Annotated in this window: 17 protein-coding genes and 1 tRNA gene; all 18 read right to left on the bottom strand. The window is 36.6% G+C overall.

The window, feature by feature from the left end:
* A partial coding sequence (locus P9X27_04845; protein ID MDP8253711.1) for a hypothetical protein occupies positions 1-2609 on the bottom strand: 2609 nt, incomplete at its 3' end.
* Positions 2610-2688: 79 nt separating this feature from the next.
* Positions 2689-4812 carry an acylphosphatase gene (locus tag P9X27_04840; GenBank protein MDP8253710.1) on the bottom strand — a complete coding sequence of 708 codons (2124 nt, stop codon included), beginning with the start codon at positions 4810-4812 and terminating at the stop codon, positions 2689-2691.
* A gap of 2 nt (positions 4813-4814) precedes the next feature.
* Complete coding sequence (locus tag P9X27_04835) at positions 4815-5231, bottom strand: archease (GenBank protein MDP8253709.1); 417 nt, start codon at positions 5229-5231, stop codon at positions 4815-4817.
* A 12-nt stretch (positions 5232-5243) separates the two neighbouring features.
* A tRNA-Lys gene (locus P9X27_04830) sits at positions 5244-5316 on the bottom strand.
* Between the two features lie 105 nt (positions 5317-5421).
* Complete coding sequence (gene frr / locus P9X27_04825; GenBank protein ID MDP8253708.1) at positions 5422-5982, bottom strand: ribosome recycling factor; 561 nt, start codon at positions 5980-5982, stop codon at positions 5422-5424.
* Between the two features lie 12 nt (positions 5983-5994).
* A complete protein-coding gene (gene pyrH / locus P9X27_04820) occupies positions 5995-6711 on the bottom strand; it encodes a UMP kinase (protein ID MDP8253707.1) in 717 nt (238 codons plus the stop codon).
* Between the two features lie 12 nt (positions 6712-6723).
* A complete protein-coding gene (tsf, locus tag P9X27_04815; protein MDP8253706.1) occupies positions 6724-7311 on the bottom strand; it encodes a translation elongation factor Ts in 588 nt (195 codons plus the stop codon).
* Complete coding sequence (gene rpsB / locus P9X27_04810; GenBank protein MDP8253705.1) at positions 7308-8156, bottom strand: 30S ribosomal protein S2; 849 nt, start codon at positions 8154-8156, stop codon at positions 7308-7310. Before rpsB ends, tsf begins: the two co-directional genes overlap by 4 nt.
* 140 nt (positions 8157-8296) lie before the next feature.
* On the bottom strand, positions 8297-8623 hold the full coding sequence (locus P9X27_04805; protein MDP8253704.1) for a hypothetical protein: 327 nt from the start codon (positions 8621-8623) through the stop codon (positions 8297-8299).
* Positions 8624-8691: 68 nt separating this feature from the next.
* Positions 8692-9255 (bottom strand): aminodeoxychorismate/anthranilate synthase component II, encoded by a 564-nt coding sequence (locus P9X27_04800; protein ID MDP8253703.1) that lies wholly within the window; start codon positions 9253-9255, stop codon positions 8692-8694.
* 5 nt (positions 9256-9260) lie between these two features.
* Positions 9261-10748, bottom strand: a complete 1488-nt coding sequence (trpE, locus tag P9X27_04795; protein ID MDP8253702.1) for an anthranilate synthase component I — start codon at positions 10746-10748, stop codon at positions 9261-9263.
* Positions 10732-11100: a phosphoribosyl-AMP cyclohydrolase gene (hisI, locus tag P9X27_04790; protein MDP8253701.1), complete on the bottom strand. Its 369-nt coding sequence runs from the start codon at positions 11098-11100 to the stop codon at positions 10732-10734. The genes trpE and hisI overlap by 17 nt, the downstream gene beginning before the upstream one ends.
* Positions 11093-11827, bottom strand: coding sequence for a 1-(5-phosphoribosyl)-5-[(5-phosphoribosylamino)methylideneamino]imidazole-4-carboxamide isomerase (gene hisA / locus P9X27_04785; protein MDP8253700.1), 735 nt, complete (start codon positions 11825-11827; stop codon positions 11093-11095). The genes hisI and hisA overlap by 8 nt, the downstream gene beginning before the upstream one ends.
* On the bottom strand, positions 11828-12439 hold the full coding sequence (hisB, locus tag P9X27_04780; protein MDP8253699.1) for an imidazoleglycerol-phosphate dehydratase HisB: 612 nt from the start codon (positions 12437-12439) through the stop codon (positions 11828-11830). It lies immediately after the preceding gene.
* Positions 12436-13656 carry a histidinol dehydrogenase gene (gene hisD / locus P9X27_04775; GenBank protein ID MDP8253698.1) on the bottom strand — a complete coding sequence of 407 codons (1221 nt, stop codon included), beginning with the start codon at positions 13654-13656 and terminating at the stop codon, positions 12436-12438. Before hisD ends, hisB begins: the two co-directional genes overlap by 4 nt.
* Entirely contained in the window at positions 13653-16289 is a 2637-nt protein-coding gene (gene alaS, locus P9X27_04770) for an alanine--tRNA ligase (GenBank protein ID MDP8253697.1), read from the bottom strand. The genes hisD and alaS overlap by 4 nt, the downstream gene beginning before the upstream one ends.
* A gap of 6 nt (positions 16290-16295) precedes the next feature.
* Positions 16296-16748 carry a regulatory protein RecX gene (locus tag P9X27_04765; GenBank protein ID MDP8253696.1) on the bottom strand — a complete coding sequence of 151 codons (453 nt, stop codon included), beginning with the start codon at positions 16746-16748 and terminating at the stop codon, positions 16296-16298.
* 15 nt (positions 16749-16763) lie between these two features.
* On the bottom strand, positions 16764-17795 hold the full coding sequence (recA, locus tag P9X27_04760) for a recombinase RecA (GenBank protein MDP8253695.1): 1032 nt from the start codon (positions 17793-17795) through the stop codon (positions 16764-16766).
* Positions 17796-17831 lie beyond the last annotated feature (36 nt).

The following is a 17831-nucleotide window of genomic DNA, read 5'->3' as shown; positions in this document are numbered from 1 at the left end:
CCTGGAACATAAGCATTCTCACCTAGCACGTTGGATATATCAAGTAACTCTTCTCTGGTTAATCCAGGATTTTCTTCCAGAAGAGCCCACATCGTCATAGTGCGCATAAATTGACGTGTATATCCAAATTCATTGTCGTACCAGGTATTTACCACGATGGCATCGGAAACATGGTTATTTGCACCATCATATATGGGAACAATATCGATAGAATCTGCTTCAACGATAGATGTAACATCTGCTCCGTTAATATCAGAAGAGCTTAAATGTATACCAGTATTTACCGCTAACACATTTAGCATATCTGTTCTAGCACGAAACTGCAGATTTGCAATTATCTCTTCTTTGCTCAATGTACATATGCCGTCTAAATAAAATACGACTTCAGTCTCAGAACCATTAGGATTACCTACACGAAGTGCAGAACCTAATATAGTATCTACGCCTTCAATAATATCAGGTAATACTTTAGCTGCACCAGTTGTTGTCGGAACAATATTAGTTACTGCTGCTCTGATACGATCGGCCTTAGAAGGGTTTTTTAACTGCTGAGGTAATAATCCGGCTTGGGTCTGAGTACCGGCATGAATAGTTTTTAAATCGATTACTCGGACAATAGATGTTCCTTCTTCAGCAAGCATATCAACGAAAGCTTGAGCAACTGGAGCAACATTATTTGTCGTACAAGAACCGCTTGAAACTACAGTAGGAATTCCGCTATCTTGAAATACTTCTAGCAATTTACCATCATTAACCCCAACAACTATCTGAATTATTCCCCCTGATGCCGGAGCAGTAATACCAATACGTTGAAATCCTGCATCCAAAAACGGCTTTACCCTATCGGGAGATTTGTAATTACCGGAAGCCTCCCACATAAAATCCATCTCTAAATCTAAAGCTTCAAATAAATACGGTAATCGAGTACTTATGTAGGTATCTTCACGCTCATTAAAGATATATATCCTATTCCCATTTACCTCTACATATTCAACTTCAACCTCAACCATATCTTCCTGCGGGCTAAGTAGTTCCCCGATAGCTATATCTGCCTCTATCTCTCTACCTTCAAATTGGCTACGAAGGGTGTCTGCTAAACGGTTTGCTTCATTTTTACCTGATACATAATGCCTCTGCCCGTCAACATCCACATAATGCTTAAGATCTAATCTGGGAATCTCTACTGTAGTACTACCTATTTCAATCTGAGCATTTACAGGACCCAATACTTCATCGTTTGTTAACGCATCTACAAGCGCTGCTGCGCTTCTGACACCATTTACTGCGACAAGATCCCAATCAGATTCACTATCATTAAAGGTGCTTTTAAGTATTCTTAGAATATTTCTACCAATTCTTCCTGCAGCACCATTTATCATAACTGACCTTGCTCTTGAAAGAACGCTTTTTAATGGATAATCTAAGTTAGGATAGACGGTTATTGCATCTTGAGTTGAAAGCAGATTACTTTCTGCAAGCTGCCTACCTACTTCTGTAACTGAATCTATAACCATACCTGCCATGGAATAATTCCCAACCCATCCGCATAATGTAATGCGAGTATAGCCGTCCATTTGAGTTAAAGAAGTTTGTTCGGGATCTAATATAAAAGAAGAAGTTTCATACGGACTATTAAACATCGATGAAGTTGATACATCTTGAGAAGCTACGCTTATATTAGAAGTAATGTTGAAAAGTGCAATTAAATCACTCTCTAACACATTGCCATTAACAGTTAAAATCGCCTCCACTCTACGCGCTCCTTGTATTGCGCCAGATACTTCAGTAACATGAAGCGAAGCACCAGTATTTTGAAGGTGTAATTTTTCCAACATTCCAGATAAATCTATCTCATCAGATAGCGGTCTTATTGCCATATCACCCTGAGGCAAAAAGAGATTTGCTCTAGAAAGATTAACATTGCCTAAATTGTTATCTATAGCTCCTAGAACAATCCCAAGTCCAGCAATTTCTGAGACAGGAACAGTCGCCATATCATCATCCTCGGAAATTTCACCGGGAATACGAGCACTTTCTGCCTCTTCATACAGATCTATTGGATCAAGTCCAGTCACTACGGCAATTATTCTTTGGACTCCCAGCTGCTCTGGGGTGATACTTAGCTCTTGTGCAAGAGGTCCTATAATCATACAAATATCAGCGCTAAAAACATCGCCAAGATTAATTACGGGGATCCTTATTTCTTCTCCTGTGCTATTGATTACAACATCAGACCCGTCAGCTGTAACACTGACACCTCTCCAAGGCCCCAACGAATCACAAGTTTGTATCAAATGAGCAATGTTTTCTGCAGAACTAATTGTAGTAATACTTGCTACTTCAATATCTTTATTATGAGCAATAGATCGAATAAAAGCAGCAAAAGTAGTCAAAGTCGCAGCGTCTCCCTTAACTCCCCCTGTAAGTCTTATATTAACTCTAACAACACCGTCAATATTATCTATTACAGGTAAAACAGATAATTGAATTACATCTAAGAATTCACCTGTTTGAACCCTACGACATACATCCTGACTTTGAAATCCTACTTGGGATATTACTAAGGAAACTACGAAAAGAATTACTACCAAAAATCTGGAATACCTCATTGCCCTCCTCCTTTCTAGTTACTCTATAAACTCTAAACTACCAAGCCTAAAGTATTTATAACATACTTAATAAAGACTGTCAAGAATCTCTATGACTTTTTATTTCTTCCTTTATTATACTATCTGCAACTATAATCTGACCTAAAGAGATACTAGAATCATTGGTTGGAATAGACCCTGAAATATAGACTTCAAAATCCTTAGATTTAAGTCTCTCGTAGAGATTAGTAAGGAAGAATACATTTTCAAGCATATCCCCAGCTAAAGATATCTTATTTATTTTCAATCTTCTTCTTAGCCTTAGGGACACTTTGTAAACTCCTTCAACTATACTATTGTACAATTTTGCTATTATACGAGACTGGGGTATTGCTCTTTTCATATCAGCTATCGCGCTATCTAAGATAAGACTAGATAAAATCACCAGTTGATTACCTACTTCTCTGATATCTATTGGATAAGACTCTTTACAAAACTCATCCTTTACTTGACCCAACCATTCAGATTCTACGCTATAACTATTATAGATTTTAGTTAAATCACCCAAAGACTCAAAATAACCCAGGATTTTAGAAGAAAATAGGCTGGTTAAAGAGAATTCAAAATCAAAAATACCTTTACTGCTTAGTTCGTTATTCAACGCAAATCCAATTACATCTTCATCTAAATTATTTTCTAACATAGTAGAGACAACACGAGCATGATTATTCTCCATCTCTATTACTCTGGTATTTAAACTTTTAGATAGCTCCTCAGTTAAACCGCTCAAAAAAGAGTCTTCTTTTTTGCCAACTACAATAACTGAAGGCTCTATCTTAAACAACTCTAGATAATGATTTAATACCCTTTTGTAATTAATCTGGTTACTCTTTTTAGATAGGTCCCCCAAGTAAGGACTGATATAAAATTTATTATCTTTAGCTAAAGTAAAAGAAGAATCTCTACTACCGCCTAAAGCAAGAATAGAGCTAGATACCTGATATTCAAATATTAAAGAATCTGGAATATAACCCTTTGACCTTCTGATTATAAGATCCTTACTCAAACTCCCGTCTCTTGAGGTAAAGACTCTTGCTTCAGACTCTCCGGAGTAGACCCCAGCTTCTCTATCATGAGATAGAAGAGCCCAAGAAGCACCTATAAGAATCGGATCGATATCTTCTATTACTAAACATTCACAATCTTTGACTAATAATGGAAAATCAATATTTTTAAAAACCGTATAATTAAAACCTGAATAAGGAAGCTGAAATTTAAAATATTTTTTCTCATTTCTTATAGATTTTGGAATTTTAGCATCTTCCAATAGTCTTAAAACCATCTTCGGTCTGCGATGAGAGAGCAACAGCTCCCTCTCTTTTTCATTTACCCTAGCATACTCTTCAACCATCTTTATTCCTTTAACCAATAAATATGACTCTATATCTTTAAGATTGTCCTCAATGATTCCACTAGCATTATCAGAAAAAAGACTAGAACAAATCTTATACCCTGACGAATCTTTAAAAACAAGAATAGTTCCTTTTTTCAATAAATCTATAGCCTTATCCAATGCCTCTCTCTTCTCGTAATTATATTCTCTAGAGGAATCTCTATGTTGCAATCTTAATTTTGGACCACAATCCCAACAAGAGTTAATATGATTATTAAACCTTCTATCATTTGACTCCTGATACTCCTTAAGACATTTCGGGCAGAGTTCAAATTGACCCATCGTTGTATTATTTCTCTCATAAGGAAGGGCATTTAAAATAGATGAACGCAAACCACAATGACTGCAGCTTATAAAAGGATAAAAATACCTTCTATCCTTTTGATTAAACAACTCTTCTACACAATCGGGACATATTGCAATATCTGAAAAAGCTAAAGAATGCTCTACTTTTTTAAGATCAATATCTGGAATTTTAAAATCTTCATAACCAACATATTCAATCTGATCAACATCTATAGAATCAATAGTTGCAGAGTGAGGTTTATCTTCGTATATCTTAGCAACAAGATCATATATCTTATCTTTATCTCCCTCTACACTCATTAAAATACCATAAGACTCATCATTTAAAACACCTTTAATATTTCTACGCTCTGCAGCACGCTTAATAAAACTTTTAAATCCAGATCCAGCAACAGTACCCTTAATAGACACCCTAAAAGAATCATTGCTTTTGATCTTACTTTTTTTAGATTTTATTCTTAGCATAGTTAAACATCGAATATTATTCTTGCTTTATAGCCATCCTCATCTTCCTCTATTTTAAAATCACAATAAGTAGCTGCTTTAATCTCATTCTTTATCCCTTCTAAAGAATTAAGCCTCTCTCCTTTTGCTATGCAACTCAACTCTCTATCCTGTAATTTAGTTATTTTAAAGTCTGAAAATGCAATTTTCTCTACTGAGAGAAGGTAGATCAGTTCATTTAGAAATCTTATCAAGAGATCATCTCTATCTACACCTCCTATCAATAACTCTTTTTCCATGCACTGCTTTATATTATCAACTCCTAGCAAAATATCAAATAGTGCCAGAGCAGAATTAGAGTAAAGTTTTTCTAGGGATTTAGCTTCCACAACCATAGCGATATCAGCTGTATGAGGAATCAATTTATAGTACTTTCTCATTGTAGTAAAAGATGAGCCGCCGGAGGCTCGAACTCCGGACACCCGCCTTAAAAGGGCGGTGCTCTGCCAACTGAGCTAGCGGCTCATAAATCTAAATAATTTATGCTTTATCTCACAAATAACTACTTTTATCAATAAAAAACTCTAAATCACAATAGATAGGAATCTTTTTTCGGTAAAGAAGTGTCTGTTAAACCTCAAGAATCTCTTTCTCTTTAGCTTCTAATATCTGCCCTATCTTTTTTATGTGTTCATCTGTAACATGCTGTATATCTTCTTGGGCTTTAAACCTCTCGTCTTCAGTAATCTTAGAATCTTTTTCCAGCTTCTTTATCCCTTCGTTGGATTCACGCCTTACATTGCGCACTGCAATCTTACTATCCTCTGCAATCTTACTTGCAAACTTTACCAACTCCCGCCTTCTCTCTTCTGTTAAAGAAGGCAAGACTAGTCTTATTACTTTACCATCATTGTTGGGTGTTATTCCAAGGTCAGATTTCAAAAATGCTTTTTCTATATCTGATATAGCATTGACATCCCAGGGTTGGATTAAAATCATCCTTGATTCTGGTATCGAAATAGACGCAACCTGCTTTAAAGGTAGGATAGAACCATAACACTCTACCTTTATATTTTCAACCAATGCAGGTGTCGCCCGAGAAGTGCGCAGAGCGGTAAATTCCGCCTTTAAAGCCTCTATGGTCTTGTCCATTTTATGGTCTACATCTCTATGAACATCTTTTAATTCCATAATAACACTCCTTTAGCCTTTGACAACAGTGCCTATCTCAGCTCCTGTTATAACCTTCTTTAGATTACCATTCTTAAATAAATTAAAGACTATAATCGGCAATTTCTTGTCCATACAAAGCGTAATAGCAGTTGCATCCATAACTTTAAGATTTTTATTTAAAACATCGATATACTTCAACTCTTTGAACATCTTAGCAGATTTATTTTTCATAGGATCAGAATCATAAACTCCGTTCACTTTTGTTCCTTTTAAAATCGCATCAGCCCCTATCTCCATAGCCCGAAGAGCTGCAGCTGTATCGGTTGTGAAATAAGGATTACCTGTACCGCAGACAAAGATAACAATCCTGCCTTTATCGAGATGCCTCACAGCGCGTCTTCTTATATAAGGCTCCGTAAGCGAGCGCATTGTAATAGCGCTCTGAACGCGAGTAGCTACACCATCTCGTTCCAGTACATCTTGCAGTGCTAATCCATTAATTACAGTGGCCAGCATACCCATATAGTCAGCTGTTGACCTATCCATACCCTCAGAAGCTGCAATCTCTCCTCTAAAAATATTGCCACCACCTATAACAATAGCAATCTCAAGACCTAGCTTATGTACTTCTATGAGTTGAGCAGATATAGATGAGATGGAGGCTAAATCTATTCCATAGCCTTTCTCAGACTGAAGGGCTTCACCGCTTATTTTTAATACAACCCTTTTATATTTTGGTTTATTCATCCCCTATTGAGTCTATTCACCAACACTAAAACGAACAAACCTTCTTACAACTATATTCTCTCCAAACTTAGCAATTTTATCAGTTATCAAATCTTTAATTATAACGCCTTCTTCTTTAACGTAAGTTTGATCTAGAAGACATTTCTCTTTATAAAAATCCTCTATCTTACCATTTAATATCTTCTCAACAACATTGTCAGGCTTATCTTTGAACTGGGCTTTTAAGATCTCTTTCTCTTTATCGATAACATTCTGAGAGATTTCTTCTCTGCTAATATGACTAGGGCTTTTAGCTGCAATCTGCATAGCAAGATCATGCGCCAAAGCCTTAAACTCTTCATTTTTGGCAACAAAATCTGTTTCACAGCTCAATTCTACCATAACTCCTAACTTAGAACCGGCATGGATATATACTTCTACTATGCCATCTTTAACATCTCGAGAAGACTTCTTCTCTGCAACTTTAATCCCTCTCTTCCTTAAAATTTCAACAGCCTTATCTATATCACATTTAGATTCATTAAGCGCATTCTTGCAATCCATTACTCCAGCACCTGTCTTATCCCTTAAAACGCGGATATCCTCCAGAGAGAGACTCATTTATTATCCTCCTTACCGCTACTTAACTTAGAACTCTTTATCTCTTTAGAGCTTTTACTCTCTACCTTTTTTTCAAGCTCCTTTATAACATCATCTCCTATAGCTACTTTGACTTCAACATGCTCTTCTTTTTCTTTGATCTTACTTTCACTATCCGTATGGAATCTTCTGCCCTCTATAACGGCATTGGCAATATATGAAGTTATGAGCTTGCAAGATTTAATAGCATCATCATTTCCGGGGATCAGGTAATCGACAACCGCTGGGTTGCAATTAGTATCTATTATACTTACAACCGGAATATTTAATTTTTTAGCTTCTTTTACAGCTATATCCTCTCTATTAGGGTCAATAACATATATTGCATCAGGCACCCTATCCATATCAACAATGCCGCCTAAATTTTTCAAGAGCTTATTAAGCTCCTTATCTAAACCTGCCTGTTCTTTTTTTGTAACCAAAGCATATTTACCTTCTTCTTTTAAGCGCTGAATATCTTTTAACCGCGATATGGATTTTCTAACAGTTTCAAAATTGGTCAATGTCCCGCCCAGCCAACGGTTATTAACATAGAACATACCGCACCTCTTAGCTTCTTCTTCTACCATATCCTGCACCTGCCTCTTAGTTCCTACAAAAAGTATAAATCCGCCCGACGAAACAGTATCGCGAACAAACTCGCAAGCCTTAAGCAGAAGCTGGGCAGTCTTTTCAAGATCAATAATATATATCCCTCTCTTAAGACCGTATATATAAGGTTTCATCTTGGGATTCCATTTTTTCTTGGGATGCCCAAAATGTACGCCTGCTTCAAGCAGTTCTTTAATAACACCTATTGCTGCCAATTGTCATACCTCCTTATTTCAAACATAAATTTACATTTAAAGTTTATAGATTATAGTAATAAAAACAAGCTAAATCAAGCAAATATTTTACATTGAAGCCGAATCAAGAACAAATTCCCAATATATGCAGCATCAGAGAGTTACTTCTTAAGCTCTTTGCTTTTAATCTCTTTTGATAATTTAGTTATTTCAGAACGTAATTTATCCATCTTCTTACTATCGTTCCACCTAGACTTAGTTGTTGATGAAGCTGTTTTACCAAGCTGGTAATATAGGTTCTCTCTTCTCAGCTTGGCGCTTATTAATTCTAACGTTTCCTTGCTCTTATCAGAGAAAACTTTAACGTGCTTCTCGCCTTTCTTAATTAACTTAGAAGTTTCATCCATCACAATATCAAACTCACCTCTAGTGCTTTTCCAGATATCTACCATAGTGTCTTTTAAGTCCTTTTTCTTCTTCTTAGCCATAATATTCCTCCTTTTATAAGACAATTATATAGATCAGGCAGGAGCAATGCAACGGAATAACCCCGAACTTAACATTTCAAAAAATTATTTAAAATATCATGACCTGCAGAAGTCAAAATAGACTCCGGGTGAAATTGAACCCCAAAAAGCGGATATTTTTTATACTTTATCCCCATAATCTCTTTACCTTCTGTCTCTGCTGTTATTGCAAAAACTGAAGATACTGTGCTAGGCTTAACAATAAGCGAATGATACCTCGTTGCCTCAAATGGATTGGGAATATCTTTAAAGAGATCTTTACCATTATGATAGATGGGTGAGGTTTTACCATGCATGAGACATTTTGCGCGAACAATCTTAGCACCAAAAACCTCAGCTATAGCCTGGTGCCCCAAGCAGACACCTAATATAGGAACATGCTTGTAAAACTCAAGGATTACATCTTTAGATATTCCAGCGTCGTCAGGCCTACCGGGGCCAGGTGATATAACAATATGACTGGGCTTTATTCTCTTTATCTCATCAAGTGAAACCTTATCATTCCTAAATACTTTGACATTTGCTCCTAACTCACCAAGATACTGAACAAGGTTATAAGTGAAAGAATCATAATTATCAATCATTACTATCATTAACTCTAGCTCCCTGCAGCTTCTGCTAAATCAACCGCTTTATTTAAAGCCTTAGCCTTATTTATAGTCTCCTGATATTCCCGCTCTGGGACTGAATCTGCAACAATACCTGCTCCAGCCTGAATATAGACAGAATCTCCCTTTTTAATAATAGTCCTTATTGTGATGCAGGTATCCATATTGCCGGAATAAGAAAAATAACCTACAGACCCGGCATAAGGACCACGGTTCTCAGGTTCAAGCTCATCTATTATCTCCATAGCCCTTATCTTAGGAGCTCCGGAAACAGTGCCAGCAGGAAAGGCAGCTCGGATTAAATCAAACATGTCCTTACCTTTATCTAGCCTGCCTGCAACATCAGAGACAATATGCATGACATGGGAATATTTTTCAATAACCATCTCTTCTCTAACCTTAACAGTCCCATACTTACAGACTCTGCCTAAGTCATTGCGACCTAAATCAAGAAGCATAATATGCTCAGCTCTCTCTTTTTCATCAGCAAGCAGCTCTTTCTGAAGATACAAGTCTTCGCTCTCATCTCTGCCCCTCTTCCTTGTACCAGCAATAGGACGGAGCTCTGCAATATTATCTTCACAGCGAACAAAAACCTCAGGAGATGAACCTATAAGTGAATGATCTCCACAGCGAAGATAAAACATGTAAGGCGACGGATTGATAAAACGAAGCCACCTATATATCTGACTATCTTCAACCTTACTCTTGCGGCCAAATCTTTGAGATAAGACAGCTTGAATAATATCACCTTTTTTTATATACTTCTTAATCTCATCAATGCTGCCTAAGAAATCCTCTTTTTTGAAATTAGAATTGAACTTTCCTTCTTTAACATTACTTTTTAATACTTGAGGTCTTGATGCTTTAATGTTCTTAAGGAGAACCTCATGCATCTCTTCTAATCTAATGCAAGCCTTTTCATAAGAACTCTTTAAATCATCCTCTTCAATATATGCATGGGTCAAGAGTATTAATCTTTGCTTTATATGATCAAAGATATAGAGGTCTCTAATCTCCATAAGAAAAACATCGTAGAGAGATAGCCTATCCGGATTATTTTGAGGAATATTTTCAAAATATCTTACCAGATTATAAGATAGGTAGCCTACGAAACCTCCTGAAAAGCGAGGCAACTCCCTTAAAGAGACATATTTGTAACGTGAAAGCTCATTCTTTATTTCGTCTAAAACATCCGTCTTTATCTTGATAGTCTTTTTTTTACTCTCAGATAATATCTCCATCACATTGCCTTTAGACTTTATTACTTTGACAGGTGAGACCCCCACAAAAGAGTAACGAGCTATATGCTCTCCGCCGATTATAGATTCTAACAAGATAGAGTGGTTCTCTTTTTTAAACCTTTCAAGGAGAGAAAAAGGAGTACACCTATCAGAGAGAACCTCGCTATATACAGGAATGAGGTTCCCCTTTTTACTTAATTTTTTAAAATCCGGATAATCAGGCGTTATCTTCATTCTCAAAATCACCGCTCTTTAAATCAACTTTCTTATAGAAACAGCTCCAATTCCCGGTATGACATGCTCCTTTCCCAACCTGATCAACCTTAAGCAGTATAGTATCGTTATCACAATCGAGATAGACATCGCGAACCATTTGAAAGTTTCCAGACGTCTCGCCTTTTAACCAGAGCTTCTGACGAGAACGGCTATAGAAGCAGGCTTTTCCATCCTCCAACGTCTTTTTAATAGAATCACTATTCATATAAGCCATCATTAAAACATCGCCGCTTTTATAATCCTGAACTATTACTGGTATTAATTCTTGTTGATTCAATTTTAAGTCATTAAATATAGACCTCTTACTCATAAAATCCCCCTTTTAAATCTTCTAAACTTATTCTACCTTCATATAAAGCTTTACCTACTATGAGACCCTCTATTCTGGGATCTTCAACAGCTGATAGATTAACCGCGTCTTCCATACTTTTAACACCACCAGATACTATAATACTTAAATTTAAACCTCTAATACTATCCAGAAATTCTTTTAAAGACTCTACATTGATTCCTTCCAAAGTTCCATCTCTTGATATATCAGTATAAATTAAGCTCTTAAGCCCAGAATCTATAAAATCTGCGACTAAGCTCTCTGTCTCTGAGCCTATGGTCTCAGTCCAGCCGGATATCTTTATCTGCTGATCAGAAAGATCTAATCCCAAAATAAGGTGCTGAGCATATTTAGATAACATCTTTTTAAACCAGCTAGGATCTCTATATGCCTTTGTTCCTACTATAAGATACTTTATCCCCGCATTAAGATAATCTACAATTGTATCTTCGTCTCTTATCCCGCCCCCAAGCTCAACTTCTAATCCAACCTCAGATACAATCCTCTTTATTAGCTCTTTGTTAGATGAGTCTCCTTTTAAAGCTGCATCCAGATCAACAATATGAACTCTGGGTATAAAAGAATTTTTGTAATTCCAGGCAATATCTAAAGGATCATCGGAGTATATCTTACTCTGAGTAAAATCCCCTTTTATTAATCGTACAACTTTAGAATCTCTTATATCTATAGCAGGTATTAACAGCACTTACAGTTTTCCTTTCGTGGAAGGTACGCCGCTGGAATCAGGATCAATCTTAACAGCTTCTTTCAATGCTTTCGCCAGAGCTTTAAAAACAGCTTCGAATATATGATGCATGCTCTCTCCTTTAAAAACATCGACATGTAGATTGAGTCCGGATTTTTGAGCAAAACCTTCTAAAAAATGTTTAAAATCAAAAAACTCATATCCATCTAGACTTTTTAATTCAATCTCGGTCTTGATATTCAGAGAAGGTCTACTTGAAATATCTAGAACAACTCTTACTAGTGCTTCATCCATAGGAGCGTAGAATCCGAACCTTTTTATCTGATTCTTATCTCCAAGCGCCTCCCTGAAAGCCTCGCCAAGAGTTAAGCCAATATCTTCATTTACGTGGTGAATATCTACGTCTAAATCCCCTTTTGCTTTTAAATTCAAATCAAACTTGCCATGAAAAACAAAAAGTTCCAGCATATGGTTTAAAAAACCTATCCCGGTATCAATATGATATTTACCGCTTCCATCCAAATCTAAGACTATCTTTATATTAGTCTCTCTTGTCTTTCTCTCAATCTTAGAGACTCGCCTTTTTTTCTTACTTTTAAACAAAAATTTCATGACAACCTTATCTTTACAGAGTTTAAATGCTCTTTAAGGCCTTCTATCTCGGACAGAAGCTCTAAAGTAGGATAATACTTTTCCAATGCCTTTTTAGAATAATTTATAATAGATTGTGTTTTTAAGAAATCTCTCACCGAAAGTCCCGAGAAAAACCTAGCTGTTCCGTAAGTCGGCAATACGTGTGAAGGACCGGCAATATAATCGCCCACAGCTGTCGGACTATAAGGGCCCAAGAATACAGCGCCTGCATTCTTTATCCTCTTAACCAACCTGTGAGGCCTTTGGACAAGAAGTTCAAGATGTTCCGGTGCAATCTTATTTGCAACATCTATAGCCTGATCTAAGTTTTTAACTTTTATCAGATACCCTTTTGAGACTTTATCCTTTACATAATTTGCTAGAGTTTTACTAGGAGTTATCAGTATAGCAACGCCGTCTTTATGCTCTGCTTGGGCTTTTAAATCCTGGACGACATAATCACCTTTAGTAAATTTAGAGGCTATAACAACAACTTCGCTAGGCCCAGCAAGTGTGTCAATATCAACGTAACCATAGAGCTGTCTTTTAGCCTCCGTCACATATTTATTTCCAGGGCCAACTATTTTATCTACCCTAGTTACAGTTTTTGTTCCAAAGGCAAGAGCAGCTATAGCCTGAGCTCCGCCCATCTTAAAAATATTTTTGACTTTAAGCAGGCTTGCAACCACAAGTATATATGGATTAATATCGCCGTCCCGCTGTGGAGGAGAAGCAAGATATATCTCTTTAACTTGAGCAACTCTAGCCGGGAGAACGGTCATTAGAATAGTTGAGACTAAAGGAGCAGTACCTCCAGGAATATAGACACCTACTTTATCAAGAGGCTGTACTTCTTCCCCTAAGATAGCCCCTTCTTCTGTTTTAATCCTGAAAGACTTCAGGCCCTGCTGTTGGTGAAACTTTGTAATATTGTTTATAGACTGCTTGATATGGGTTACGAAAGAAGGGCTTATATTCTGAAAAGCTGCGCTTATTTCAGATTCTGTAACCTTAATGCTTCTCTGCTTTATATTAACCTTATCGAATTTTTTTGTATACTGCAGCAGCGCCCTGTCTCCATGATTACTAACTTCAGAGATAATATTAGCTACCGTATTATTTAATCTCTGATTTTTATTAAAACTTCTATTGCAGAGTTTTTCAAATTCCTTACTTGATAAACCAACACACTTCATAAATTATCTCCAATTTCCTTTCTTATTAAATCTATTGCTTCTTTTATTCTAGTAATATCTTTTCCCCCGGCTTTAACAAATTCTGCTCGACCACCGCCACCTCCATCTATCAGAGTAGAGATCTTATCGAGCATAACTCTGGCATCAAAACCTTTTCCAGCTAAATCCTTAGTTAAGCTCAAAACAAGCTTAACCTTTCCATCAATAAAAGAGTATAGCATAATAATCGTATTATTTTTAGACTTGGTTTTTATTTTATCCGACAGTAAAGAGATGTAATCAGCCTCCCCATCTATCTCTCTAACTATGAATAGTAAATCTTCTATCTTCTCAGATTTAATTATTAATCCTTCAGCCTCTTTATCAATATCTCCTTTCTCTAAATTCTTACTATGCTCTTGCGATAAGCAAACTGTTTTCATCAAACCTTCTACTTCTTTAACAACTTTAGATTCAGTAGTTGTTAATAGATCCAGCACTTGCTTTAATGTCGACTCTTTTGATTTAAAATAAGTCCGAGCTTCTCTGGCTGTTATCGCTTCCACTCTTCTAACGCCGCCTGAAGAAGAAGTCTCTGAAATTATCTTAAAGAGCCCAATATCTCCGGTATAATCAACATGTGTCCCCCCACAAAGCTCCTTGCTTACTCCTAATATATCTACTACCCTAACCTTATCACCATACTTCTCGCTAAATAAAGCCATTGCGCCTTCTTTTTTTGCCTGCTCAAAAGAAACGTTTTTTGTATTAACTTTTAAATTAGCTAATATGTGTTTATTAACCTCATTTTCAACCTCTTCAATCTCCTCGCTAGATAATGCCTTAAAATGATTGAAATCAAATCTTAGCTTATGAGGACCAACAGAAGAACCTGCCTGTTCAATATGAGCTCCAAGCACCTCTCTTAGCGCCACATGAAGAAGATGAGTTGCCGTATGGTTACGCGCTATAGCCAATCTCTGCTCTTTATCTACTATAAAAAACACCTTGCTCTTGTCTCTAATCTTGCCCTTAATTATTTTTACAAAATGCAGCACTCTATCATCTACATTCTTGACATCAAATACTTCTGCTATAAAATCTCTAGAGCTCAATTTACCCTTATCTGCAGCCTGACCACCTCCTTTACCATAGAATGGCGTCTTAGCAGTCAATATCACCGCTTCGCCGCTATCTACTTCAGTAAAAGATTCATTCAACTCCGTATTAAATATCGCTGCTATCTGAGATTCACAAATATTATCTTCATAACCAATAAAATCTGTAAGAACTACCTCTCTTAATAACTCTTTATCTTTTGAAAATATCTCATCCTTCATTTGACTGGAAGACTTAGACCTCTCTTTCTGTTTATCTAAAGCTTGATTAAAACCATTTAGATCTATTTTAAATCCTTCCTCCTGAGCAACTTTTCTGGTCAACTCATAAGGAAAACCAAATGTATCATAGAGCTTAAAAACATCTTCTCCTGCTATCCTATCTTTTTTGTCCTTTTTTAATTTATCCATTAAATCATTTAACCTCATAAGGCCTGAGTCGATAGTATTCTGAAATCTCTCCTCTTCCGACTTCACTACCGAAGATATATACTCACACCTCTTCTCCAGCTCAGGGTAGGCAGCTTTCATAACAGAAGAGACAACCGCTACAAGCTTATAGAGAAACAGGTCTTTCAACCCCATTTTGTAGCCATGCCAAACTGCCTTTCTGATAATCTTTCTTACTACATAACCCTTCTCTTCATTAGAAGGTAATACTCCTTCTGCAATAGCAAATGAAACAGCTCTTATATGATCTGCAATGGCATAAACATCTAAATCAGACCTGCTTTTAGAATTTTTAATTTGGACATCTATCTCTTTAACTATAGGTATAAATATATCTATCTTAAAATTTGTATCAACACCCTGAAGGACAGAGGCCACTCTCTCAAGACCCATTCCAGTATCAATATTTTTAGTAGGAAGCGGCTCTAAGAAACCTTCTCCATTCTTCTCTTTTCTGTTAAATTGAGTAAAGACAAGATTCCATATTTCAATAAACCTTCCGCAGTCACACCCCGGATCACAATTATCTGAAGAGCAGCCATAGCTTTCCCCTAAGTCATAGAAGATCTCAGAGCAGGGGCCGCAAAGACCATTAGGTCCGTTTTTTATTGCATCTGCAGGCCAAAAATTTTTATCAGCTGCCAGCTTTACAATCCGTTCCTGAGGGAAATTAATCTTACTGATCCAAATATTAAACGAATCTTCATCTTCCTCATAGACAGAGATCCATAGCTTATTTTTCGGAATTTTAATTATCTCAACTATAAATTCCCAGGCCCAAACTATGGCATCTTCTTTAAAATAATCACCAAAAGAAAAGTTGCCAAGCATCTCAAAGAAGGTATGATGCGATGAGGTCTTGCCTACTTTTTCAAGATCATCAGTTCTGAGGCACTTCTGAGAGCTAGCTGCTCTTTTGATATCATTTTTTGTTCCTAAAAAATAAGGTTTAAATTGATTCATCCCTGCAGAAGTAAATAGAACCGTTCTATCTCCTGAAGGAACAAGATTGTCGGAAATAAAGACTTTATGTTCCTTGTTTTTAAAAAATTCTAAAAATTTAGTGCGAATTTCGTCTGTCTTCATAATACTCTAATCACTTAAAACACTATTAACTGCTTCTCTTGAAATTGAAGACCCAAATCCTCTTCTTCCTAGATAAGCATATAGCCTACGCCTTCTTGTTAAACTATCTTTAATCTTATTCATGCTTTTCACCTTCTTTTCAGCAAGACTAAACACAATATCTTTTTCGTTTACAATGTCAAAATCCCTCAATACGCTCTCAATAATCTCTTTCGAGACCCCCTTTCTCTTAAGTTCAAGTACTGTAAAGAACTTACTTCTAAGGTTAGATGAAAGGCGATACCTCATCCAATACTTTGCAAATTCTAAATCGTTTATAAAATCGCATTGTTTTAATTTTTCTACAACTTCTTTAATGCTCTCACTATCATAACCTCGCAGAGAGAGCCTCTCTTTAATCTCTTCTTCAGAACGCGGCCGATATTTTAAAAGCATCTGAGCATACCTAAAAGAATCCACCCTACCCCTCTAGATTCAACTGCTGTCTCCGGAGATACTAGCTCTTATTTTACCATCTATCTCTTTTGCCAACTTCTTGTTCTCTTTTAAATAGACTCTGGAATTATCTTTGCCCTGGCCTAACTTCTCATCGCCATAAGATATCCAGCTACCGGATTTAACTATAATCCCTAGATCAACACCCATATCTATTAGCCCGCCTTCATAGGAGATACCTTCATCATAGATTATGTCAAATTCGGCTTTTTTAAAAGGAGGAGCAACTTTATTTTTAACTATCTTTGCTCGAACTGTATTACCAATTGGCTTATCATCTGATGTTATAACGCCCGCTCTTCTGACATCTATTCTAACAGATGAATAAAACTTAAGAGCACGACCGCCAGGTGTAGTCTCAGGGTTACCAAACATAACTCCTATCTTCTCTCTTATCTGATTAATAAAGATAACACAGGTTTTAGATTTGCTTATTGCAGCAGTGAGTTTTCTCATAGCCTGAGACATAAGACGGGCTTGTAGCCCTATAAAACTATCGCCCATATCACCCGCTATCTCAGCTTTTGGAACTAAGGCAGCAACAGAATCAATAATTATTATATCGACAGCGTTAGAGCGAACAAGATATTCCGTTATTTCTAAAGCCTGTTCCCCGGTGTCAGGCTGCGATATCAAAAGATCATCCATATTAACACCTATCTTATTTGAGTAGCCAGGATCAAGCGCATGTTCCACATCAATAAAAGCCGCAATACCTCCTGCTTCCTGAGCCTTAGCTACTATACTAAGTGCAAGAGTAGTCTTTCCGCTTGATTCTGGGCCATATATTTCAATAACCCTACCTCTTGGAACACCGCCTATGCCTAAAGCTAAATCCAAGCTTATTGAACCTGTAGATATAAAAGGGATGTCCAGTTTGACCTCTGAACCCAGCCTCATTATAGAACCCTTACCAAACTCTTTTTCAATCTGACCTAATGCCAGACCTAATGCTTTTAATTTCCCTGAATCCTGTTGAGTTTTTTTCTCTTCACTATCTACCTTTACCATAACATACCTCCTGTTATAAAAAACAACACTGTGGTT

Origin of the sequence: Candidatus Kaelpia aquatica, from assembly GCA_030765335.1 — a bacterium.
GTDB lineage: Bacteria > Omnitrophota > Gorgyraeia > Kaelpiales > Kaelpiaceae > Kaelpia > Kaelpia aquatica.
Note: the sequence above shows the minus strand (reverse complement) of the source record. Positions and strands in the feature narration are given on the sequence as shown.